We start from the raw sequence: 22,356 nt of genomic DNA on the forward strand, positions 1-22,356 counted from the left end.
AAGTTAAAAAGAGACAAAACAATTTTTCATCTGTCATGAAGAAGAAGGAGCTTGAAATTATACTTTCCAGAGTTAAAGGATTCAAAAATCCCAAACCTTGGCTAGAGCAATACAAAACTCCCGGAAAGGTAGCATCTACTCTCCTTTGGCTTGCTTATACATTAGGAGATATCAAGGAAAAAATTGTAGCGGACTTGGGTGCGGGAACAGGGGTGTTATCCATTGGTGCGGCTCTGCTTGGAGCAAAAAAGATCTACGCTGTCGAAATTGACGAGGAGGCCGTTAAAATTCTTTTAGAAAATCTTGAAGAGTTCAAAGTTAGAAATGTTGTAGAAGTCAAAGTTTCAGATGTTTCTCAATTCTCTGAGAATGTTGATACTGTTGTTATGAATCCTCCCTTTGGCAGCCAGAGAAAGCATGCAGATAGACCATTTCTAACGAAGGCGTTTGAAGTGAGTGATGTTGTTTATTCTATTCACTTAGCAAAGCCTGAAGTTAGGGATTTTATTCGAAGATTCTCCCAAGAGCATGGGTTTTTAATTACCCATAAAATAACGGAAGAACTGGTAATTCCTGCTCAGTTCTTCTTTCATAGAAAAAGGTTAGAAAGAATAAAAGTTGATATCTATCGCTTTTCTAGGATTTTTTAATGTTAAGCCAGGAAGTTAGGCCGACTTGTCTTGTCTTTTGGTATCTGAGGTCTTCCTTTCTGTATCCAAATCCCTCCAATATCCTAAGTACCGCTGGAAGAACCTGGTTCTCAATGTAATATTCTGCGTCATACTTGTGCTTTTTGGGATCGTATTCCTCAGCTAGAATTGCCCTATTGCTAATTGGACCATCGCCTCTAAGTACTATGTATCCAATTACCATTCCTGGCTTTATTTTAACTCCTTTAGCAGCTAGTTTCTTTGCAACAGCTACGTGAGGACCTATCGCCTTATACTCATGTAATGGTCTTGTTATCTGCTCATATATTGCGAGCTTCTCTGGTGGAATTTCATAATTGGCAAGCTTTTGTATTACTTCTTTTACTATTCTCACAGCTTCTTCAACATCTCCGTGTTTTAGTATTGTCTCCAAAACTCTAGCTTGAGTTTCTTTTGCAATTTCACTCCAATCTCTCCTAACTATCTCTAAACCACGAGTAATGACTTTTCCTTCTTCATCTATTACTGCATACCTCTTCTTCGTAACGAAGAATCCCCTCTTATAAAACCCTTCATATTCAAGCTCTAGCAGTCCAGGGAGCTTTGAATTTATGTATTTTACAAATTCTAGAGCCTTTTTCTTTATTTCCTCACTTTCTCCTCCTGGGATAGTTGCATAGAGACCATCAGTGTCAATGTAGAGGACTTTAAATCCAAACTTTTCTTCGAGCTCCTTCCATACTAACTCGATGTACTTTCTTCCCCAGGCAGTAACGCTCTCAGCACACTCCTTACAGTACCATCTTGCTTTTGCATAGCCATAATATCCGTAGAAAGAATTTGCTAAGAGTTTTATCGCTTTTTGTCTATAGTCAAGGAGTATTTTTTCTATAGGATCTTGAGTTTCCTTCATTTTTGTCTTAATCTTTTGTCTTTCCTCTAACAAATGTCCCAAGAGACTTGGTATAAAACCAGGGATGTCCTTGCAGAACTTGTGGCCTACTTGAGGAGCGATATCATAGTTCTTGCATCCCTCAAGATTTAGAGTATCGGGAGAAACATTGTGGGTAATTATAATCGAGGGATATAGGGCTCTAAAATCTAGGTATACTATGTTTTCCCACAACCCCTTTTCTGGCTCTTTAACGAATCCACCTGTGTAGCTCTCCCTGAGCCTTCTTTGATACTCCTCTTCACTTGGCTTGTTTGGAGCTACTTCGTTTCTTTCGTAGGCTTTCCTAAGTAAGAACCACTCTACAAGGTTCCCTGTGCTTGACCTTGAAACATCCCATAAAGGTTGTCCAACTAATCTTGAAAGCTGAATTTCCATTGGAAGGAATTCTTTCCCGAGTTCATAAGTTGCCTTTGCATCTTCCATCGAGTATTTGGCAACTCTCTCAAGGTTCTCTCCACTTTCCCAGGCTTTTGCTATCTCGTCGGCGTATACCTTCTCCTTTGGCTTTCCAAAAATTGCTTCATATACAGCCTCTAGTGTGTATGTTGGGAGATTTATTGTCCTTGTTATTACATGATACAAGTCGAAATGTATTCTTCCCTTGACTTCTACAGCCGTCATATCGCCTATTCTCTGCATCTTGGGCTCGCTTCCATCTCTTCCAATGGTTAATTTAATCCCAAGTTTTTCTGCCCTTTTCGCTAAATATGGGAAGTCGAATGAGTCTCCATTATAAGTAACTATAATGTCAGGATCCTTCTCCCTGATAATCCTGAGAAATCTCTTTATCATCTCTCTCTCGCTTGATACAACCTCAACGTATGGAAGATCTATGTTTTTCCAAGTAATCACCTTTGCTTCATTTTCATCTGCATAACTAATCATTATAATTGGGCCTTTTCCAAACTCTTCTCCTTCGTGATAGAGGGTTTCTATATCGAAGGCAAGAATCTTTAGCTCTTCTTCCCCCTCCATTGGTATTAGGCCTTTGTCGATGAGGTATCTCTTTGCAAATGGAATATCGTATTCGAAGATGTCCACAACTGCTGGATGTTCTCTAACTTTTTCTCTAATAGTGGGAACATCTTGGGGATGTTCCAAATAAAGTTTCCACACGGTAATAGGCTTGCCGAGAAACTTTTTCTCAACCTTCTCTACATCAACAATTCTCACAATCTTTCCATGCCTTTCCCCCGTTATTTTCTTAACTTCTTCAATCTTTGAATCATCCCTGAGAAGAGCGTAAATGTATGGTCTAAAAGTTCTATCATGCTCTATCTTAAATTTTCCGTTCTCTTTTTTGAATAGCCTAATAACAGGTTTTCCTTCTTCAGTTATGTAATCCACATCTAAAATCATTATGCTCCCCACATATCTACTAACTCAGTTTGGAGTATAAAACCTTCTCTATAACTATACTTAAAAATCTCATAAGAGAGAAAATAGGGGAGGTGTAGAGTTGATAGAAATAACCTTCTTGGGCGGTGGTGGAGGAAGATTTGTCACTATAACCCAGGTTAGAGCGACTGGGGGATTCTTCATAAAGGCGAGTAAGAACATATATGTGGACCCAGGACCAGGGGCATTGGTTAGAATGTGGAGATACAAGATAGATCCACGGAAAGTTGATGTTCTCTTTATCTCCCATAGGCATACGGATCACTGCAATGATGCAGAAGTTCTTGTTGAGGGTATGACATATGGAGTTACAAAGAAGAGGGGAACTTTAATTGGGTCAAAGAGCGTTGTTCATGGTGATGAAAACCACACCCCTGCCCTAAGCAAGTATCACTTAGATGCTTTAGAGGAAGTTCATGCTCCAAATCCTGGGGATAGGTTCAAAATTGGGGAGGATGAAATGATAATAACTCCTTCACTTCACAGTGATCCAACTACGATAGGCTTTAGGTTAAAGACTTCTTATGGTGACATCTCCTACATCCCAGATACTGAGTACTTTGAGGAGTTGGTAAAGTGGCATGATGGAGCAAGAGTTATAATAGCAGCGGTCACAAGGCCAAGGGACATGAGAATTCCTTTCCACTTATCCTCTGAAGATGCAGTTTATCTACTTAAATCAATGAAGCAGAAGCCGGAAGTTTTCATCATGACCCATGCTGGAATGAAGATGCACTTTGCAGGGCCTTACAAAGAGGCTCAGTTTATTCAAAACTTAACAGGAGTTAAAACATATGTAGCGAAGGAAGGATTTAAGGTAAGTATTGGAAAAGAAATTAGCGTTAAGACCTTAAGGCCTGCGAGGTTTGTTTAGGCCCTTAAAATATCTATTATTAATTCCTTCGCAAATTCTTTTGGCAGTGCCCCTCCCCTAAGCTCTCTTAGAACTCTTTGGAGACCAAACTTCTTCAAGACTGGAGCTCTCTTGGCAGCTTCCTTCCAGAGGGGACAACCATATTTTAGCTCATATTTCTTCCATCCAAGTATCTCTAAGAGTTCTTTCTTGTCAAGAGCCAAAAAGGCAGGTAAATTAAGGATGACGATTCCATCTTTCTCGTATATTGACCCACTTCCCACCGTTAGCATGTCCCCACTTGCCACAATTTCGGCTCCCAACTCTCTTGCTCTTTCTTCTACTGCTCTCATGACCATTGAGTGACATCTTCCACAAATTGCAGTTCTCTTTCTTATTAAATCTTCCATCACTTCCATATATTCTGGAATTTCAACAAAAATAGCTCCTCCACTTTCTAATCTTTTTAGGACTTCATCTCTCATTTGGGGTAACTTTGCTGTAATTGGGTATACCTTGAAACCTGCCCAAGCTAGGATTTTATAAGTTGCTGAGCTGTCACTCCCTCCAGAAAATGCTACTGCAACTTTCGAGTTTAATTCTTTCTCCTCAATTTTTATTCCCTTTAATCTTATTAGAACAAGTTCTCTCAACCTTTCATAGCTCTCCTGGGAAAGAAAGTCTCTTACCCTCTCTAAAGCTCTTAAGCTACTTTCAAGCCTAAAGATCTTCTCAAACTTTTCAGCTTTTTTGAGCATGGTTAAGAAATAGTGAGAAAATTAAAAAGGTTAATGCTCAGAAGAAGACCTTCCTAAACCTCTTCCCAGCGTAGACTGCAACACCTTCAAGCTCTTCCTCAATTCTAATTAGCTGGTTGTACTTGGCATTTCTGTCGCTTCTGGCTGGGGCCCCCGTTTTTATTTGACCAGCATTTAATGCTACTGCTAAGTCGGCAATGGTAGCATCTTCCGTTTCTCCGGACCTGTGGGAGACTATTACCCCATATCCTGCTCTGAATGCTGTAAATGCGGCATCCATGGCCTCACTCAACGTCCCTATCTGGTTCACTTTGAGCAGGAGTGCGTTTGCAGCTCCAAGTTCAATTCCTTTTCTTAGTCTCTTTGGATTTGTGACGAAGAGGTCATCACCAACAATTTGAACCTTGTGCCCAAGTTCTTTAGTTATCATCACGAATCCTTCCCAGTCTTCTTCGTGGAATGGGTCTTCAATTGAGACAATTGGATATGTCGATGTTAGGTCTTTGTAAAGTTCGAGAAGCTCTCCTCTGTCGTATTCTTTCCCACCAACTACGTATTTTCCAGTCTCCTCGTTGAAGAGTTCGCTTGATGCAACGTCTAAGGCCAATGCAATCTCGTCTCCGGGTTTATATCCAGCTTCTTCTATTGCCTTAATAAGCACATCTAGGGGTTCGGTAACTTCCTTCATTGGAGGTGCAAATCCTCCCTCATCTCCAACGTTTACGGCATTCTTTCCGTACTTCTCCATAATGACTTTCTTAAGGACGTGGTAGGTCTCTGATACCCATCTAATTGCCTCTCTGAAGGAATCTGCCCCAATTGGCATTATCATAAATTCTTGGAAGTCTAAGTCATTTCCTGCGTGAACTCCTCCGTTTATAACGTTGCTAAGTGGGACTGGGAGAACGTAAGCGTTTACTCCTCCCAAGTATTGATAGAGTGGTAGTTCAAGGGAGTTCGCAGCGGCCTTTGCAACGGCAAGAGAGACTGCCAAAATGGCATTTGCACCCACGTTGCTCTTGTTTTCTGTTCCATCAAGCTCTAAGAGAAGAGCATCTATTTCTCTCTGCCATCTAACGTCCATTCCTATAAGCTCAGGAGCAATTATTTTGTTGACGTTTTCCACTGCCCTTCTAACTCCTTTTCCATGATACCTCTTTCCGCCATCCCTAAGCTCTAGGGCCTCATGAGTTCCTGTAGAAGCTCCACTTGGGACAGCGGCTCTGCCCATACCAACATGTGTATAAACGTCAACTTCTACTGTTGGATTTCCCCTGCTGTCTAGTATTTCTCTTGCCACTACACCAACAATTTCATAAGGGTTCTCCATTGTTAATCACCAGAGATGATAAGGGAGACGTTATTTAAAATATTCTCTTGAGTTTATGACCAAGCTCAATAAGTTTAATAATTACGATTATTGGAAGTCCCACTACGTTGTAATAATCTCCCTCAATATGTTCAACCAAGATTGCACCGAATCCTTGAATACCATACCCTCCTGCTTTATCTCTCCATTCTTGGGTTGATATGTACCACTCAATAAGATCATCTGAAAGTTCTCTAAATTTGACCTTGGTGATTTCTGCTCCTTCAATAATTTTATCACCAGATATTATACAATATCCAGTCACGACTTCGTGAGTTTTTCCACTTAATTGTTTTAGCATTTTTCTTGCTTCTTCAGAATCTTTGGGCTTTCCTAGGATTTTTCCGTTAAGTGTTACTATTGTATCTGCAGCTATGATTGTATCGGTAGGAAACTTCACTGCTAAATCAAATGCTTTCGCTTTAGCTATCTTAATCGCGGTTTCTGTGGGGTCTTTTTCTTTTATTTTATCCTCATTAACATTGCTGGGGTGGACTATTATGTCAAAGAACCTGCTTAAAATCTCCCTTCTTCTGGGGCTTGATGAAGCGAGGATTATTTTCTTCATGGTGGAAAAGTCCAACTAAAGATTTTTAAATATTCGATCTCCACAAACCAATGCAAAACCGATCATCAAGCATGGCTCGGGGGTGTCCGGATAGGAGCCCACCGGGCCCTGTAGGAGGGATGAAAATGAAGTATCCAAAGCAAATAAGGACTTATTGCCCGTTTTGTAAGAAACACACAATCCACAAGGTAGAAAGAGTAAAAAAGAGGCCGAGGAGTGAGCTTAGTGCAGGTCAGAGAAGGTTCAGGAGGATACTTAAGGGTTATGGAGGATTCCCAAGGCCCAAGCCAGAGGGCAGAGAAAAGCCAGTTAAAAAGCTAGACTTGAGATTCAGATGCACTGAGTGTGGAAAAGCTCACACTAGAGGAAGAGGATTTAGAGTAAAGAAGTTTGAGCTAGTGGAGGGATGAGCGAATGGCTAAGCCAATAATTCCAATGCCAAGATCAAGATTTCTAAGAGTGAAGTGCATTGACTGTGGAAATGAGCAGATAGTATTTAGCCATCCAGCAACTAAAGTAAGATGCCTAATTTGCGGAGCAACTCTTGTTGAGCCAACAGGTGGAAAGGGAATTGTAAAAGCTAAGATCCTTGAAGTTCTAGAGTGACCTCCGCATAACTTCTCGGGTCTTCCCAAACCCTAACCTTTATTTCATAAATGTTTTTGTCTGCTTTCTCTAATATTTTCTCTACAAACCATTCTGCTAGATATTCTGCAGTAACATTTGGTTTATCTATCACAACTACTTCACTCCTGGGAATCTCAAGTGTTTTTTGGTTTTTCTTAACGACTATAAATTCTTCTCTTTCCTCTATCCAATTTTTGCTAACTATAATCTTGTGATCTAACTCTTTTATAAGATCGCTTAAATGATTGAAATCAAAGATCATCCCTTGCTCGTTAATATCCCCATAAATCTCAATTTCAATCCTGTAGGTATGCCCATGAATTCTCTTGCACTTGCTTTCATATGGCAAGTCCAGTAGATGGCTACTATCAAATTCTTTGGTCCAGTAAATTTTTCTCTTTATTTTCATATTTATCCCCCTCTGATAATACTACAAATATAAAAACTTTAAAAGAGCACCCTCTAAAACAAAAACGGGTGTGTGTTATGATACTCCAAGTTGCACTTGATTTAACAGACATTGAGCAGGCTATTTCTATAGCAGAGAAAGCTGCACGTGGTGGCGCTCACTGGTTAGAAGTCGGGACTCCCTTAATTAAGAAAGAAGGAATGCGTGCGGTAGAACTAATGAAAAGGAGATTCCCAGACAGGAAAATTGTAGCAGATCTAAAGACCATGGATACTGGAGCCCTAGAAGTTGAGATGGCGGCGAGGTATGGTGCTGATATAGTTTCAATTCTTGGAGTTGCAGATGATAAAACAATAAAAGACGCCTTAGCTGTTGCAAGAAAATATGGTATAAAAGTAATGGTAGACTTAATCGGAGTGAAAGACAAAGTAAAGAGAGCAAAGGAACTCGAAGAGATGGGGGTTCATTATATTCTCGTTCACACGGGAATAGATGAGCAGGCCCAGGGAAAGAGCCCACTTGAGGATTTAGAAAAAGTGGTCAAAGCTGTTAAGATTCCAGTGGCCGTGGCTGGTGGGTTAAATCTCGAGACAATTCCGAAGGTAATAGAGCTAGGGGCCACAATAATAGTAGTTGGAAGTGCAATTACAAAGGCTAAGGATCCAGAAGAGGTTACTAGGAAAATTATAGATCTATTCTGGGATGAATACATGAGGACAATAAAAAAGGCCATGAAAGATATAACTGAACACATAAACGAAGTTGCAGATAAGCTAAAATTGGAAGAGGTTAGGGGATTAGTTGATGCAATGATTGGGGCCAACAAGATCTTCATATATGGAGCTGGAAGAAGTGGCCTTGTAGGCAAAGCCTTTGCAATGAGACTGATGCACCTCGACTTCAACGTCTATGTAGTTGGAGAAACAATAACGCCTGCATTTGAAGAAGGAGACCTGTTGATTGCTATTAGTGGTTCAGGTGAAACTAAGACTATCGTAGATGCCGCTGAGATTGCTAAGCAGCAAGGAGGAAAGGTAGTGGCAATAACATCTTATAGGGACTCAACACTTGGAAAATTGGCCGATGTCGTAGTTGAGATCCCAGGAAGAACTAAGACTGATGTTCCAACAGATTACATAGCTCGTCAAATGCTCACCCAATACAAGTGGACTGCTCCAATGGGAACTCTATTTGAGGACTCTACCATGGTATTTCTCGATGGCGTAATAGCCTTGCTAATGGCCACATTCCAAAAGACGGAGAAAGATATGAAAAGGAAGCACGCTACTCTCGAGTAGTTTCCTATTCCCAATTTTCCCCATTTTACTGGAGGTGGGACTATAAAAAGAATATACATTGGTATTGGGGGAGCCCCTAATAAGATAGTTATGTCTATAGGTGATGAACAGGGGAAACGTTTCTATATAAACCCAACTAGTTATGTTGTTGCTCGCTCTTTATTTATAAAGAAGTTAAAGGACATGTTCTCTACTTTAGATAGTGATTCTCACATCTGGACAATTTTAGAAAATCGAAAAGTAGATCTTGAGATTCTGGAAATTTTACTTGATATACTTCCTTCGAAAGCTCTTAAAATTGCTTATCTTCTAACACCTGGGAAAGAATTAGTTTTTGAAGAAAAGCCGGAATGGTCTAATGAGTTTGAGACAGTCTTTTACGACTCTCTCTGGGATTTTCTCGATGAGAAAAAACCTCTGTGGGAGGCCTATAACAAGGCTGCGTCTACAATAGGAGGCATGATATCTAGGCTCTATTACTATCTCGATAATCAAATGCTTGTTAACGTGGATTATGCCGACTTTCTTAACATTATAAGAGGGGGAAATGTGGGGATTTTGAGGAGTTTAAATAGTATAAATTTTGATTGGCACTGGGGCATTTGGGAGAGAGGCCTTATAACTATTCTAGCTGGAAATGATATGCCCTTGGAGGATGTAATTTCAATTCTTAAGAAGTTTCAGGAAGTATTAAAAGAGAAGGATATAATTTGGGGGATAATGTCGGACAATCGGGCTAAAAATATTGAAGTACTTGCGCTACTGGTGAGAAAATGGTGAGGGTAATATTCTTTGATATTGATGGAACATTGCTGACGGAATGGCCCCTTGTAAAGTTAATGTTGCCTCAAGTTTATGAAATGCTAGCAAAAAAGCTGGGCGTGTCTAAGAAAGAGGCAAGAGAAATATTTTTAGGAGAGATTGAAAAAAGGAAGGGGACTTATGAATGGTATGATTGGAATTTCTTCTTCTCTTACTTTAATCTACCTCTTCGTTATGAGGACTTCATTAGAAAGTATCCAGAGAAAATAGAACTTTACCCAGGAGTGAGGGAAGTTCTTAAAGAACTTTCCGGTAAATACAAGCTGGGAATAATTACAAGTGGCCCTCACTACCAGCTTCTCAAGCTCAAGGTTACGGATATAGATAAGTTCTTTGATGTCATAATAACGAGGGATGATGTTAAGGCAGTGAAGCCAAGCCCTAAAATTTTTCTTGCAGGATTGGAAAGAGTTAGAGCAAAGCCTACTGAAAGCTTGATGGTTGGGGATAGTTTGGAAAATGACATACTGGGGGCCAAGGCCCTCGGATTTAAGACCGTTTGGATAAATAGGGGAAGGGAGAAAGGTTTTAATTTACCCGACTTTGAAATCTATGAAATGAAGGAACTAATTAGAGTTGTGGAGGTGGCTGAAAATGAAAAAGATATTTGAAAAGGAGGGCATATTTGTCAACTATAAGGAGAAAGTTGTGAAGACAGCTAGAGATGATGTGTTAATTCATAGGGAAGAAAACCCTACAAGGCTGTGGTGGGAATTAAAAGAGGCCATTAAAGGTAAGAAAGTAAAAATAGTGGTATATGAGGTTGAAGATAAATGATAGAGCACCTCATTGCCACCGATGTTGGAAATAGAGGAGTTTCCAATTTCTATTTGAAGCTCAAGCATAACAATCCTAACTATTTTGACAATGCATTAAGTTTGATTGAGAAAAATAAGGAGAAAGTATTGATAGTTTCCGCTTTTCCTATCCCTCCTTTAATGATTCCTGAAACTGATGGTCCTCCAGGGGCTCTAGCTTTGGCTCTTGCCATAGAGGAAGTAGGGGGCAAGGCAATAATTCTAACAGAGGACATTGTGAAAGATGCCCTAAAATCTTTTTACAAAAATATAATAACAGAATTTCCTAAAGACCTAAACTATTCTCTTTTAATAAGCATTGAGACCCCTGGGAGGAATAAAGAGGGCAAATACTACTCCTTTTCTGGTTTAGAAGTTAATGTTAGACCTTACGATTCCCTCTTCATTGAAGGTAATAAGTTGGGAATACCGACAATCGGAATCGGCGATGGTGGAAATGAGATTGGGATGGGGAACTTGGAATTATCTGGGAAATATTATTCTGTAGTAAAGACTACAGAGCTAATAGTGGCAGGAGTGTCGAACTGGGGGGCTTATGGTTTGGTTGCAGCTCTTTCGATTATGGAAGGAAGAAACCTCCTAAGAGAATTTGACGAGGAGGAGGTTGTTAAGGCACTCGTAAATGAGGGCCTTATTGATGGGATAACAAAAAGGCGAGAGTTAAGTGTGGATGGCATTCCACTATCCTTTCATAAAAAATTCATGGAGCTTTTGAATGCCCTTATTGAGATTAAAATTAAATGAGTTCTTTCTTTAGTATATTTACAAACTCTTCTACAATTTTGTGCCTTTCCTGGGCAATCCTTTTCCCAGTCTCAGTGTACATTAAATCCTTAAGCCTTAGTATTTTCTCTTCGAAGTGTTTTATTGAATCTTCTATAGATCTCCCTTTTTCTCCAGCATACATAAATACACGGGCAATCCCAATGGCTCCTAGGGCGTCTATTTTGTCAGCATCGCTCAGAATCTTTGCCTCGAGAGTCCTTGGCTCTATATTAGTTGAAAACCGATGAGCTTCAATTGCATGGGCAACTTCATCAACGTGTGGATACCTAAGCTTTGAGAGAAAACTACGAACAATTCTTGCTCCCTCCTGAGCATGATCTTTTATCCTCCCCTTGTCCTCCAGCGGCCTAGCTATATCATGAAGGATAGCTGCCAGGGCTAAAACTTCTAGATTTGCTCCCTCCACTCTTCCAATTTGGAGGGCTAAATCTAGAACTCTTATCGTATGTGATAGTCCGTGGCTACCTTCTCCTAGCATTGATTCTGCAAGTTCACAGGCCTTTTCTATGATAAAGGGAACTTCAGCAAAATACCTTCTTAACACTTCTTCGCACCTTTTGTTCACATTGATTCCCTCCGATATTATTTTAAATATGAGTCAGGAGATTTCTCTGATGGTTGAGGTTAAAATTGAGAAGCTTAAAAATCTTGACGAGAAAACATTGAGGGAACTAATTGACGTTTATATGAGCGGATATAAGGGACTAGAAGAATATGGAGGAGAGGGCGAAGATTACGCTAGAGAATACATTCAGTGGTGCTGGAGAAGGGCTCAAGATGGTTTTTTGTTGCAAAGGTTGGTGATAAAATAGTGGGCTTCATAGTGTGTGACTGTGATTGGTATAGCAGATTTGAGGGTAAGATTGTGGGGGCAATCCATGAGTTTGTAATTGCTAAAGAGTGGCAGGGAAAAGGGATTGGAAAGAAGCTTTTGATGACATGTCTCGACTTCTTGGAGAAGTGTAGTGACACAATTGAGCTTTGGGTAGGGGAGAAGAATTTTGGGGCGATGAAACTCTATGAAAAGTTTGGGTTTGTACCAGTTGGTAAGAAGGGGATATGGGTTAGGATGGTGAGACGAAGACAAAATTTATAAATCCATCTAATAACCCATTTTCGGATGCGGGCCCGTAGCCTAGCAGGATAGGGCGCCGGCCTTCTAAGCCGGAGGTCCCGGGTTCGAATCCCGGCGGGCCCGCCAACTACTTTTGCTCTATTTTCAAGATATAGAATTCTTCCCATTGGAACACTATTATAAAATCATTTTCAAAATCTTCGACTGTGGCGTTGAAGCTCTTTTTAGTGTAGGGATCTAAAATTAAATACTTCAAGTTGTATTTTTCGATGATTTCCTTTCTCTTGAATTGGAATGAGCTCCTTGGGATTTGGGAACAGTTGAGATTTTAATAATAAGAAGGACACTGAACCTAGCAGAAGTCCCCCATATTTCTCATCTAGTTCTTCCCCGAGCTTATACCATGCAAAAACCATTAGCAGTGCGAAGACGAGAGAGGTTCAGATCATTAGGTTCCAAATTGAGAGGTGAGTTATTCTTGCCAAAAGGGCTATTAACGCGTGATACAAAAAAAGGGTACCAGTTTGGAGGGACATTGTAATGCTGATCTAGGAATGGATTCCTGCCAAGGTAAATTCCTCTAATCATGGCCATGTGAATTATCGTATCTCCTCCATTTCCTCCAACAGGGATTTTTCCTTCCATAAATAACTGAAAAATTTACGACAAAGGCAATCAATAGGAGCCAAAATAACTTTTTATTCATCCTGATTTCCCCTTTATTGGTGTATGTAATATTTAAGTTTACTCTCAAAATAGTCACATTTTCAACTTTATATACTGGCTCAGCAATGCAGGACATGTCTTTTACTTCCCATCGCTTGTATACAAAAGTATCAAGAACAATGTATTTAATTTTGTATTTGGAGATTATTTTTGCTTTTTCTTTGCAATCTGCAGTAAACAGTAGTTCTAAGTCTTTGCGCCGAATTTCATTGTCTAAAAATGTGTTACCATGACCGTAAAGAGTTGCCATGATTGGTCGTCCTGTTAAGGCATTAATCATCATTCCAGCTTCTTCACTGGTCGCAATAAGATTATCTCTCTCCGTATTTGCTTTTATCCACTCTGAAACTTCGATAAAGTGTTCTTCTGGGAAGTATTCCTTGAGTTCAAATTCAGAAACCCATATAAATGGATCTCTTTTAATGGCTTCCCAAAAATTTAGTGCTGAGGCTATTGGAATTAGGAATAAGAGTATTCCAAGGAAAATTGTCTTTATGTCTTTTGAGGTAATTTTAATTTCTGAAATTCCGTAGGCACTTAAGAGGAGATATATTGTAGGGAGAGGAACGGTAAACCTTGTGGACCATATTTGTATTCCAAATGGTTTTAATGATTCGGGAAGCAATCTCAAGCCCCATATCGTCACTACAGATAAAAACAATACTGTGCCTTCATAATCCCTGCGCTTATAGAATTTATATAGGGAAAGCAGCAGAAATGGGACCAAGTAAATAGGGGGAAGTAAGCTTAGAAGTTTCTTTTCTAGGGTGTCTGTTTTCCAGAAGGCGTATATATCCTCAACTTTTGGAATAATGTGATCCGCATGGGAAATTATGTTAATTGCAAATGGGAGGAAAACTATGGTTGATATTAAGAGAGGAGTTATAACTTCCTTTCTTCTTGTAAAAATGTAAACTGTTAAAGGTAGAACAAAAAGTGGAAACATTGAAGCGTAGTGAGACCAGAGCCCAAGTCCTAAGATAATGCCAGAAAGTACCCACCTCTCTTTTACGAAGTACAATATAAAAAGAGCTCCAAAGATAGGTATTAGTTCTTTTGGGTTTGGATAACGGTGAAAGGGCAAAAACATTAATGAAAATGCCATTGCCATTATACCAGCAGTGCTTCCCCAGAGATTTTTCGCAACATAAAAGAAGACGATACATCCAAGTATTGCAAGCGTTGCTTGCAGCAATAGCATAGCCCCTTCTATTGAAATTTGAAAGACTTTGGAAGTAACTGCAACTATTAAGTGGTATAGAAATGGGTACCAGCTTGGATACACATTGTATGTCTGATCTAGAAAGGGATTCCTACCGAGGTATATCCCCCTAGCAATTGCTGCATGAACAAGTGTGTCTCCTCCTATAATGTACCCAGGAAGGGTTTTCCTTGTTAGGAAATATGGAAGTGTAATAAGCATTGCAATGAGGATAAGGTAGATACTGATAATTTTTTCAGTCCCCTCCTTCATTCTTGTCCCTATTTGAGGCATTCATAGAAAAAGTTTTAACTTTCTTTGTAAACTTTAATCAGAACGTTAAAATATGGAGGGTGTAATGGAATGACTAAAAGGGTCAAGGTAATAACTGATCCTGAGGTTATAAAAGTAATGCTAGAAGATACTAGGAGAAAAATTCTCCAGCTGTTGAGGAACAGGGAAATGACGATTTCACAGCTCAGCGAAATCCTGGGAAAAACGCCACAGACTATTTACCACCATATTGAAAAGCTCAAGGAAGCTGGATTAGTTGAAGTGAAGAGAACAGAAATGAAAGGTAATTTAGTGGAGAAGTACTATGGAAGGACTGCAGACGTGTTTTACATAAACCTATACATGGGAGATGAGGAGCTAAGGTACTTAGCCCGTTCAAGATTAAAAACAAAGCTCGATATATTCAAAAAGCTCGGCTATAAGTTTGATGAAGAAGAGCTCTTGAATGTCATGGACAGAATTCTTGAAAAGGAGCATGAGGTAAAGGTTGAAATCTCTAAGGAAATAGAGAATGTCGAAGATTCTTTAAAAGAATTTTCAAACGAGGATATTATCCATGCAATCGAATGGCTTGCAATGGCAAGGCTTGCTCAGGATGAGGAGTACATCGAACTAGTTAAAAAGCTTGGTCAAATTTTGAAAAGGTGAGAGGAGAAATGGGCAAAGGAATAAGGTTGCTAGTGTTGGACGTTTTAAAACCTCACCAGCCCCTAGTTACTGAGTTAGCACTGGGGCTGAGTGAGTTAGAGGGTGTTGATGGAGTTAACATAACTTTGGTTGAGATTGACAAGGAGACTGAGAACGTTAAAGTCACAATAGTAGGAGACAATTTGAATTATGAAGAGATAGTTAGAACGATAGAAGAATTTGGAGGAGTTGTGCACAGTATTGACATGGTCGCCGCTGGTAAAAGGATAATTGAAGAGGGGGAAACTCCTCAAGATAAGTTGGAGGAGTACTAATGTGTAGAAAGGATGTAATGATAATTTCTGATCCCAAGCAGATTAAGGCTCTCTCTGATCCAACTAGAGTTAAGATACTTGAGCTTCTAAGGTACCATCCGATGACAGTCTCTGAAATCTCTAGGGTTATTGGGAAGGATAAATCGACCATTTATAGGCACATAAAGGCTTTAGAGGAAGCAGGTCTTGTAGAGGAAGTAGAAAAAATTGGAAATGAAACAGTTTATGGAAGGACAGCCTTGATATTTTTGGTAAGGATTGGATCTGGATTGGGGGAGGAGATGGAGCGGTTTAAAAAAGCATATTTCATGCAGAGTTCAGAAAAACTGGCGAAAGCGCTTGAAGAGAGTGGAATTAAAATTAAAGACAGGAATAAGTTTGTGGAAATCTTAGAGGAAGTTTTTACCTCCATAGATTCGGAGTCAGAGGAAATTATCAGCAAGCTATCTTCTTTAAATATAGATGAAGTTACCTTCATCCATCTTTTAAACTTCATAGTTTTCCTATACTCTCCAAAACACGTAGAGAAGGCGAAGCTTCTTAGAGAGCTGTTGGATATTTAATCCAACTTGGAAACCTTTATATATGTAAAGATTCTGGGAAATTTTAGGGTGATGAAACAATGACAGTTAACCTAGACTTTCTATTTTATCCAAAGAGCGTTGCAGTAATAGGAGCTTCTGCAACACCTGGGAAAGTGGGAAATGCAATAATGAAGTCTCTCGCAGCAAATTTCAATGGAAAAGTCTACCCAGTGAACGTGAAGGAAGGAGAAATTGAGATAAATGGAAAGAAGTTCAAGGTTTACAGAAGTATAAAGGAAATTCCAGATGAAGTCGATGTAGCTGTAATAGCTGTTCCAGCAAAGTTCGTTCCTGATGTAATTGATGAGTGTGGAGAAAAAGGAGTCAAAGGTGCCATTGTTATTTCAGCTGGATTTAAGGAGGCAGGAAGGGCAGATCTTGAGGAAGAGCTGGTAAAGAGGGCTAGAAAGTGGGGAATACGTGTAGTTGGTCCCAATTGTCTTGGGGTTACTAACTTGGAGAATGGGTTTGATTGTAATTTTAATCCTCCAGAAAGACAGGCAAGGCCAAAATTTGGCCCAATAGCGTTTATGAGCCAAAGTGGTGCTTTTGGGGCAGCCATACTTGACTGGGCTGCAAGGCATGAAGTCGGAATGAGCAAGTTCATTAGCCTGGGAAACATGGCAGATTTAGACGAGAGTGACTTTATGCTATATCTAAAGGATGATCCAAAAACCAAGGTAATAACAGCCTATATAGAGGGAGTAAAGGATGGAAGAAAGTTTTTCAATGCGGCTAAAGAGACTACAAAAGTCAAGCCCGTAATTATTCTTAAGGCTGGAAGGACTGAGGCTGGAGCCAAGGCTGCTGCTTCTCACACAGGCTCACTCGCTGGAAGTTACAAAATATATCAAGCAGCATTCGAGCAAACTGGTGTTCTTGCAGCTAAAAGCATGAGACAGCTCTTTAACTATGCGAAAGCCTTAGCGATGCAAAGTCCAGCCAAGGGAGATAGAGTTGCAATAGTGACTAATGGTGGTGGGGCTGGAGTAATGATGAGCGATGGTCTTCTAGAGGCAGGTCTAAAGTTGGCAGAATTCACGGAGGAAACTAAAGAAAAGTTCAGAAAGGCCATTGAAGAGGGACTATTGCCTGAGCACATGAGCTATAAGAATCCAGTTGATGTAATTGGGGATGCACCCTCAAGTAGATATGAGACTGCGATTAGATATGTTCTAGAGGATCCAAATGTTGACATAGTTGTTGTGATAGCGCTCTTCCAGAGTCCAGCTTTGGACGAAGGAATAGTGGACGTTATGGAGAGAGTTAAGGAGTACGGAAAGCCAATAGTCTTTGTGGCCCCAGGTGGTGAGTATCCAGAAAGAATGGCGAGAAAAATAGAGGAAAAGGGGATTCCAGTCTTTGAAACAGTTGAGGATGGGGTAGATGCAGTTTATGCCCTGATTAAGTATGGAAAGTATTTAGCTGAGCTCTAATTTCTTGAATTCTTTTTCTATTATCTTGATTTCCTCTTCCTTTAGTGCTCGTGGATCAAGAGTTAAAATAATAAACTTATTCTCTGCTAGGACGATGTCCTTGATATGTAGTAGAAACTTAGCTACAGACTTAAACCCATTTTCAATTACGAGAGCTTCTATCCCGTCAATATAGACCCCATCATACCCTAGTTTTAAGGCTTTTTTGACTAAATCTGGTAAAATTTCGAGCTTTGTTGGTGAAATAGCATATATATTTTCTCTAACTTCTCCTTCTTCCACCTTGGTAAGCCAGTAGATAAACCATGAGTTTGGAGTATTTTCTGGTATACTCCTTGTTATCGCTATTATGTTCATGGGAGATAACATTTCCAGTACTTTCTTAGGATTGTCACTCCAACATGCTCCTGGTTTCAATTGTGTAGGGGACTCTCTTCGGGAAGGCGATGGTGGGGCAAAGAAGACAAGCTTCACTATACCAATAGCCGATAGTACTCTAAGAATGCTTGCAGTAAGAAATGCAAAGCTTGCAAACCACTCTATGTTTCTGGTGAATGGATATGTTAGATTTAGGGCGCCTAACCCAATAAGTCCCAGGGGGAGTAAGATTTCCAATGATTTCGGATTTACTATATAGTTTAGAAAGATTAGGCCTAAATAAATCGTAGAGAGGCTGAAGACAATTGATGGAAATATTAGGGCACTGTCTCCCGTGATTATTTTAGTTGCAATCATAAATATCCATATGTAGGAAAGTAGAACAATCGTACTGAGAATAGCTTCATGCTTTAGGGTGATATCCTTTAACTTAATTAATAGCCCGCCTGCTAGGAAGAAAAATCCTACGTAAAACATTGAAACACTCTGGGAAATTGGAGAAAGTTCTGGGGCTACTTTTATTCCCAGGGGTTCTAATATGTACTCTTCAATGTCTAGAGCTGAAAGTGTGAAGCCTAGCGTAATTAGTCCCCATCCTTTATCTTTATTTTTTAATGTCTTATATAGGGAAGCTCCAGCTAATACCCATCTTGAAACAAAATTTAAAATTGGAATAATCATTTCTCAACCACCTTTTTCTCTTGCTTAACAGTAACAAGAACGTTTGGAGGAACGTTCTTATCAACTATAACTCCTGGACCTATGAAAGAGTTGCTACCAATTTTTCTCCCTGGGTAAATTGTAACGTTTATTCCCACTTTTACATTGTGCCCAATTATTGCACCGAGCTTTCTCCTCCCTGAATCCTCTAACTTTCCTTTAACTTCAACCTTGATAGTTCCCCTGTCATGCCTCAGGTTAGCTGTTATTGTTCCAGCTCCAAGATTTGTATTCTCCCCAATTATTGAATCTCCCACATAGTTTAGGTGGGGAGCATTTGAGTTATCCATTATTATGGAATTTTTAACTTCGACGGCATTTCCTATGTGGCAATTGTCACCTATGCTTGTACATGGTCTTATGAAGCAGTTTGGCCCAATTCTGCAGTTCTTTCCGATCTTAACGGGCCCGATTATGTAGCTTCCTGCCCTTACTATTGTTCCCTCTCCAATTTCCACAGGTGGGATTATTGTTGCTCCCTCTTCGACAACTCCTCTTATCTCGTGTTTTAGCTTAGTTTTTAGAATGTATTCATTCACTTCAAGTAAGTCCCATGGCCTTCCAATATCGCTCCAGAATCCTTCATAGTTGTAGTAAACCACACTTTTGCCATCTTTTATCATGAGGTTTATCGTGTCTGTAATCTCATATTCTCCCCTCTCACTTATTTCGGTGTTCTCTATGTAATCAAAGACATCTGACTTGAAAATGTATATTCCTAGGTTTGCATATCCTTTGACATTGCCTGGCTTTTCTATTATCCCTTTCACCTTACCGTTCTCTACCTCTACCATTCCATATTGACTGAGGTTTTCGAATTCCTTAACTACGATCCCTGCATCTCCTTTCTCTTTCTTGAAAACATGAAGAAGACCCTTTACTGCATCGGGCTCAAAATATAAATCCCCGTTGACAACAAAAAACTCTTCATTGGGTTCTATAAACTCTTTTACGGAATACACTGCTGCCGCTGTTCCCTCATTCTCTCCTTGCTCCACATAAGTTATTGGCTTTCCGTGAAATTCATCACCGAGCAAATCAATAACTTTCTCCTTCATGTACTTAACAACTATGATAAACTCATCCACAAATGGATTGATGTTTTCAAGAACATAGCTGATTATTGGTTTGTTGGCGATCTTTAGAACAACCTTTGGCCTATCATCAGTGAGTGGCCTAAGCCTTTCACCTTTTCCAGCGGCAAGTATTATAGCTTTCATACTAACTCCCCATTATTGATATTTAAATAAAAGATAGAAATAAGTTTCGCTACTATAGAAGGTTCAAGATCTCAGGAACTATGCTTATCTTTGACACTGGTGTTGGAATTGTATTCGTAACTGCCAGCTCATCAACCGCCTTACTTAACCTTTCAATAGCTCCCTCTGCAAAAACTCCATGAGTTGCTGCTACGAATACTTTTTCTGCTCCCAACTTTCTAAGTATCTCAGTAGCTTTTATCATAGTTCCTCCTGTGCTTATTATGTCGTCAACTATTAGGACGTTCTTCCCTTTTACATCAATATTCACAGGAGTCATCTGGACCTCTGTTGGTGATATTCTTTTCTTCTCAAAGTGGCTATATTCTAAGCCAAGAATCTCTGCAATTGCCTTTGCTCTTTCTAATGCCCCCTTATCTGGAGCTAAAATTATTCCTTCTCCAAGTTTATCACTAAAATACTCGGCAATTTCTTTTGAAGGTAAAATATTCTCTGCTCTCCCGGGGAAGAATTCTAGAGTTTTTGGATTGTGAATGTCCATGACATAGAGCTCATCATAGTAAAGACCAAGCATTTTTAGTACTGCCCTAATGCTTATAGGCTCTCCCTCTTTTGTCACTCGATCCTGTCGTGAATATGCCATGTATGGAATAACTATCTTTAGCTTCCTGTATCCATTCTCCCTTAGTGCATCTCCTAAGAGTAAGGCTTCAATCAAGAATTCATCTTGGGGTTTGTATGTGGACTGAACAACTATGGCTTTATCTCCCTTTTCTAGTATTCTTACGTACTTTTCTCCGTCTGGAAATTTTTTAATTTCAACGTTGGTAATTGGGGCTTTTTCTTTTATTTCCCCCTCTAGATGTTTTGCTCCACTCCCTATCACCAACATCTTTCCTACCCCCTACACTAAGAGCACGGCAAATAAACCGGAAAGATATATTCCATCAAAAGTTCCTGCACCTCCAATACTAACCATCTGTGCGCCTATATTTTTTAGCTTTCTCCAGTTCATAAGATCAGCTCCTATCAGCGTTCCTAAGGTTCCTGATATATATGCAATTGCAGGTTTGTTTGTGTCCAATATTAGGGCTAATAAAATCGCAACCAAGGGGGGAACAAAAGTTGGCACAGCTATTCCAAGCCCTTTAACTGGTCTTGAGACGGAGTTAATTACAAGAGAAGCCACAACTACCGCAATGATAGCTCTTAGTACTCCTTGAATTCCTACTGTCTTCATTATTGTCAAAAGAATGTACAAGGAAACGCTTAGGGGAATTAAGCATCCTCCAAGGTTTACAGCTACAACTGTTATATCTTCCGAGATATCCAAATAAGGAACCACATACCTAATGCCAAAAAAAGTTACTTCTGAGACCTTGATTGTTGGAACGTATGATTTTATTTCGGCAATTGGAATGTTGATAAAGCTACCGAAAAGGGAGGAGATGAATAAAAGGTAGGCAACTGAGGCTGGAATTCCAAGCTTAAGAAATGCAATCCTCACACTTTCTGCAAACATTAAAAATATTATAGGCATTAAGAGGGCAAGAACAAGAAGAATGATTGGGGAGATTGGAGGGATAAGAAATTTTTTCAAAGTGTGAACCCCCTCAGATTTACCCAGATTTGCGCTCCATTTGGTATCTCAACGTCTATTGGATTTTCAAACTTCTGAGGATTTGCCAGTACCCAAGCGTAAAGTTTTTTTCCGTTTGAGTATCTCTTTAAAAACTCATAACTTGCAAGATGCTTATTTTCGTGTTTGCTGAGCTCTTCTGGAGTAAAAGGGCCTAGGACATCAACAATCTCTACAGTGCCAAGAGCTTTTTTCTCAGAAATAATCACAATTTTTCCCCTTATTTTAGTTGGCATTTTTCTTATTTCCCAGCTTTTTTTACCCTCCACGATCCACTTAGCATAAGGTTGTCGAACTATTAACCCCTTCATACGACTCCCGAAATAAAAAAAGAAAAAAGATCTATATAAGTTCAACTCCATTCACTTAATTTGTTCTAATGCTCCCAAAACTTCCCAAATGATAGTTCTTGTGTGAAGAGGCATATTGGGGTCTTCACTAATTTCCTCAAGTATTGCAATTGCATCAGCGGCCCTAACCGCTGGTTCTTTCTCCTTGTTTTGTAAAGCCTCAATTGCTTGCTCGGCAGCTCTCCTAATATTTCTTGGAACAGCTGTGTCTTGAACAACTTGTTCTCTAAGAACCTGGATTATTTGATTAATTCTTTCCTCAATGTTTGTCATTACTACCACCTCCACAATCATTTACAATAGGTAACTAAATCCCTGTGTAGAATTAACTTAGATCATGCTAAAAATTTTTCCGTTGAAAAAAAGATACTGTTAGGATAAGCGGTAGGGCGTTAGGTTTAAGTTTCTGATAATTTTTCAGAAAAAGAAGGGAGAGAAATGAAGGCTGAGAGCATTCTAT

26 protein-coding genes, 1 tRNA gene and 1 pseudogene are annotated in these 22,356 nt (G+C 39.6%); 15 read left to right on the forward strand and 13 right to left on the reverse strand.

Annotation, left to right across the window (positions count from 1 at the left end; translation table 11 throughout):
- Nucleotides 1-35: 35 nt before the first annotated feature.
- On the forward strand, nt 36-650 hold the full coding sequence (locus PWP39_RS02315) for an METTL5 family protein (RefSeq protein ID WP_011011324.1): 615 nt from the start codon (nt 36-38) through the stop codon (nt 648-650).
- Here the strand turns inward: PWP39_RS02315 and PWP39_RS02320 are convergent.
- Nucleotides 637-2,964: a DNA polymerase gene (locus PWP39_RS02320; RefSeq protein ID WP_011011325.1), complete on the reverse strand. Its 2,328-nt coding sequence runs from the start codon at nt 2,962-2,964 to the stop codon at nt 637-639. The two genes, PWP39_RS02315 and PWP39_RS02320, sit on opposite strands and share 14 nt — an antisense overlap.
- Nucleotides 2,965-3,064: 100 nt before the next feature.
- Between PWP39_RS02320 and PWP39_RS02325 the strand changes: the two genes are divergently transcribed.
- Complete coding sequence (locus PWP39_RS02325; protein ID WP_011011326.1) at nt 3,065-3,877, forward strand: MBL fold metallo-hydrolase; 813 nt, start codon at nt 3,065-3,067, stop codon at nt 3,875-3,877.
- Here PWP39_RS02325 and PWP39_RS02330 read toward each other — a convergent pair.
- From PWP39_RS02330 to PWP39_RS02340, 3 genes are read right to left on the reverse strand one after another with little or no spacing between them, the layout of a single operon-like run.
- A complete protein-coding gene (locus tag PWP39_RS02330) occupies nt 3,874-4,614 on the reverse strand; it encodes a n-type ATP pyrophosphatase (protein WP_011011327.1) in 741 nt (246 codons plus the stop codon). The two genes, PWP39_RS02325 and PWP39_RS02330, sit on opposite strands and share 4 nt — an antisense overlap.
- Nucleotides 4,615-4,651: 37 nt before the next feature.
- Nucleotides 4,652-5,944 (reverse strand): phosphopyruvate hydratase, encoded by a 1,293-nt coding sequence (gene eno, locus PWP39_RS02335; protein WP_011011328.1) that lies wholly within the window; start codon nt 5,942-5,944, stop codon nt 4,652-4,654.
- A gap of 34 nt (nt 5,945-5,978) precedes the next feature.
- Nucleotides 5,979-6,551: a Maf family nucleotide pyrophosphatase gene (locus tag PWP39_RS02340; RefSeq protein WP_011011329.1), complete on the reverse strand. Its 573-nt coding sequence runs from the start codon at nt 6,549-6,551 to the stop codon at nt 5,979-5,981.
- Between the two features lie 125 nt (nt 6,552-6,676).
- Here PWP39_RS02340 and PWP39_RS02345 point away from each other — a divergent pair, with 125 nt between their 5' ends.
- Both PWP39_RS02345 and PWP39_RS02350 read left to right on the forward strand, forming a co-directional pair.
- Nucleotides 6,677-6,961: a 50S ribosomal protein L44e gene (locus tag PWP39_RS02345; RefSeq protein WP_011011330.1), complete on the forward strand. Its 285-nt coding sequence runs from the start codon at nt 6,677-6,679 to the stop codon at nt 6,959-6,961.
- 4 nt (nt 6,962-6,965) lie between these two features.
- On the forward strand, nt 6,966-7,157 hold the full coding sequence (locus PWP39_RS02350) for a 30S ribosomal protein S27e (RefSeq protein ID WP_011011331.1): 192 nt from the start codon (nt 6,966-6,968) through the stop codon (nt 7,155-7,157).
- Here PWP39_RS02350 and PWP39_RS02355 read toward each other — a convergent pair.
- The gene (locus PWP39_RS02355; RefSeq protein WP_011011332.1) at nt 7,132-7,587 is read right to left on the reverse strand and encodes a 6-pyruvoyl trahydropterin synthase family protein; all 456 of its coding nucleotides are present in this window, start codon (nt 7,585-7,587) and stop codon (nt 7,132-7,134) included. The two genes, PWP39_RS02350 and PWP39_RS02355, sit on opposite strands and share 26 nt — an antisense overlap.
- Before the next feature lie 77 nt (nt 7,588-7,664).
- Between PWP39_RS02355 and hxlAB the strand changes: the two genes are divergently transcribed.
- The 5 genes from hxlAB to PWP39_RS02380 all read left to right on the forward strand — a co-directional run bounded on the left by hxlAB (nt 7,665) and on the right by PWP39_RS02380 (nt 11,269).
- A complete protein-coding gene (hxlAB, locus tag PWP39_RS02360; RefSeq protein WP_288072351.1) occupies nt 7,665-8,885 on the forward strand; it encodes a bifunctional 3-hexulose-6-phosphate synthase/6-phospho-3-hexuloisomerase in 1,221 nt (406 codons plus the stop codon).
- Between the two features lie 90 nt (nt 8,886-8,975).
- A complete protein-coding gene (locus tag PWP39_RS02365; protein WP_011011334.1) occupies nt 8,976-9,665 on the forward strand; it encodes an FtsZ/tubulin family protein in 690 nt (229 codons plus the stop codon).
- On the forward strand, nt 9,659-10,318 hold the full coding sequence (locus PWP39_RS02370) for a TIGR02253 family HAD-type hydrolase (protein WP_011011335.1): 660 nt from the start codon (nt 9,659-9,661) through the stop codon (nt 10,316-10,318). Before PWP39_RS02365 ends, PWP39_RS02370 begins: the two co-directional genes overlap by 7 nt.
- On the forward strand, nt 10,302-10,484 hold the full coding sequence (locus tag PWP39_RS02375) for a hypothetical protein (protein WP_011011336.1): 183 nt from the start codon (nt 10,302-10,304) through the stop codon (nt 10,482-10,484). Before PWP39_RS02370 ends, PWP39_RS02375 begins: the two co-directional genes overlap by 17 nt.
- On the forward strand, nt 10,481-11,269 hold the full coding sequence (locus tag PWP39_RS02380; protein ID WP_011011337.1) for a glutamate cyclase domain-containing protein: 789 nt from the start codon (nt 10,481-10,483) through the stop codon (nt 11,267-11,269). The genes PWP39_RS02375 and PWP39_RS02380 overlap by 4 nt, the downstream gene beginning before the upstream one ends.
- On the opposite strand, the gene PWP39_RS02385 is transcribed toward PWP39_RS02380, so the two are convergent.
- Nucleotides 11,262-11,876: an HD domain-containing protein gene (locus tag PWP39_RS02385; RefSeq protein WP_011011338.1), complete on the reverse strand. Its 615-nt coding sequence runs from the start codon at nt 11,874-11,876 to the stop codon at nt 11,262-11,264. The two genes, PWP39_RS02380 and PWP39_RS02385, sit on opposite strands and share 8 nt — an antisense overlap.
- Before the next feature lie 49 nt (nt 11,877-11,925).
- Here PWP39_RS02385 and PWP39_RS02390 point away from each other — a divergent pair.
- Nucleotides 11,926-12,407 (forward strand): annotated as a pseudogene (locus PWP39_RS02390) (GNAT family N-acetyltransferase).
- Nucleotides 12,408-12,435: 28 nt separating this feature from the next.
- A tRNA-Arg gene (locus PWP39_RS02395) sits at nt 12,436-12,512 on the forward strand.
- 454 nt (nt 12,513-12,966) lie between these two features.
- Here the strand turns inward: PWP39_RS02395 and PWP39_RS02400 are convergent.
- Nucleotides 12,967-14,607: an ArnT family glycosyltransferase gene (locus PWP39_RS02400; RefSeq protein ID WP_223208993.1), complete on the reverse strand. Its 1,641-nt coding sequence runs from the start codon at nt 14,605-14,607 to the stop codon at nt 12,967-12,969.
- 69 nt (nt 14,608-14,676) lie between these two features.
- On the opposite strand from PWP39_RS02400, the gene PWP39_RS02405 reads away from it, so the two are divergent.
- The 4 genes from PWP39_RS02405 to PWP39_RS02420 are packed head-to-tail and all read left to right on the forward strand — an operon-like array spanning nt 14,677 to nt 17,589.
- Nucleotides 14,677-15,255 carry a winged helix-turn-helix domain-containing protein gene (locus PWP39_RS02405; RefSeq protein ID WP_288072356.1) on the forward strand — a complete coding sequence of 193 codons (579 nt, stop codon included), beginning with the start codon at nt 14,677-14,679 and terminating at the stop codon, nt 15,253-15,255.
- An 8-nt stretch (nt 15,256-15,263) separates the two neighbouring features.
- The gene (locus PWP39_RS02410; RefSeq protein WP_011011346.1) at nt 15,264-15,569 is read left to right on the forward strand and encodes a DUF211 domain-containing protein; all 306 of its coding nucleotides are present in this window, start codon (nt 15,264-15,266) and stop codon (nt 15,567-15,569) included.
- Nucleotides 15,569-16,132, forward strand: a complete 564-nt coding sequence (locus PWP39_RS02415) for a winged helix-turn-helix domain-containing protein (RefSeq protein WP_011011347.1) — start codon at nt 15,569-15,571, stop codon at nt 16,130-16,132. Before PWP39_RS02410 ends, PWP39_RS02415 begins: the two co-directional genes overlap by 1 nt.
- 59 nt (nt 16,133-16,191) lie before the next feature.
- The gene (locus tag PWP39_RS02420; protein ID WP_011011348.1) at nt 16,192-17,589 is read left to right on the forward strand and encodes an acetate--CoA ligase family protein; all 1,398 of its coding nucleotides are present in this window, start codon (nt 16,192-16,194) and stop codon (nt 17,587-17,589) included.
- Here PWP39_RS02420 and PWP39_RS02425 read toward each other — a convergent pair.
- The 6 genes from PWP39_RS02425 to PWP39_RS02450 are packed head-to-tail and all read right to left on the reverse strand — an operon-like array spanning nt 17,575 to nt 22,169.
- Nucleotides 17,575-18,648, reverse strand: coding sequence for a DUF835 domain-containing protein (locus tag PWP39_RS02425; RefSeq protein ID WP_288072360.1), 1,074 nt, complete (start codon nt 18,646-18,648; stop codon nt 17,575-17,577). The genes PWP39_RS02420 and PWP39_RS02425 overlap by 15 nt on opposite strands.
- The gene (gene glmU / locus PWP39_RS02430) at nt 18,645-19,907 is read right to left on the reverse strand and encodes a bifunctional sugar-1-phosphate nucleotidylyltransferase/acetyltransferase (protein WP_288072362.1); all 1,263 of its coding nucleotides are present in this window, start codon (nt 19,905-19,907) and stop codon (nt 18,645-18,647) included. The genes PWP39_RS02425 and glmU overlap by 4 nt, the downstream gene beginning before the upstream one ends.
- A 52-nt stretch (nt 19,908-19,959) precedes the next feature.
- On the reverse strand, nt 19,960-20,799 hold the full coding sequence (locus PWP39_RS02435; protein ID WP_011011351.1) for a ribose-phosphate diphosphokinase: 840 nt from the start codon (nt 20,797-20,799) through the stop codon (nt 19,960-19,962).
- A gap of 12 nt (nt 20,800-20,811) precedes the next feature.
- On the reverse strand, nt 20,812-21,507 hold the full coding sequence (locus tag PWP39_RS02440; protein ID WP_011011352.1) for a DUF1614 domain-containing protein: 696 nt from the start codon (nt 21,505-21,507) through the stop codon (nt 20,812-20,814).
- The gene (locus PWP39_RS02445) at nt 21,504-21,857 is read right to left on the reverse strand and encodes an ASCH domain-containing protein (protein WP_014835089.1); all 354 of its coding nucleotides are present in this window, start codon (nt 21,855-21,857) and stop codon (nt 21,504-21,506) included. Before PWP39_RS02445 ends, PWP39_RS02440 begins: the two co-directional genes overlap by 4 nt.
- A gap of 51 nt (nt 21,858-21,908) precedes the next feature.
- Nucleotides 21,909-22,169 carry a stationary phase-response protein gene (locus tag PWP39_RS02450; RefSeq protein ID WP_014835090.1) on the reverse strand — a complete coding sequence of 87 codons (261 nt, stop codon included), beginning with the start codon at nt 22,167-22,169 and terminating at the stop codon, nt 21,909-21,911.
- Nucleotides 22,170-22,356: the final 187 nt, after the last annotated feature.

Origin of the sequence: Pyrococcus sp. (assembly GCF_030153625.1) — an archaeon.
Lineage (GTDB): Archaea > Methanobacteriota_B > Thermococci > Thermococcales > Thermococcaceae > Pyrococcus > Pyrococcus furiosus.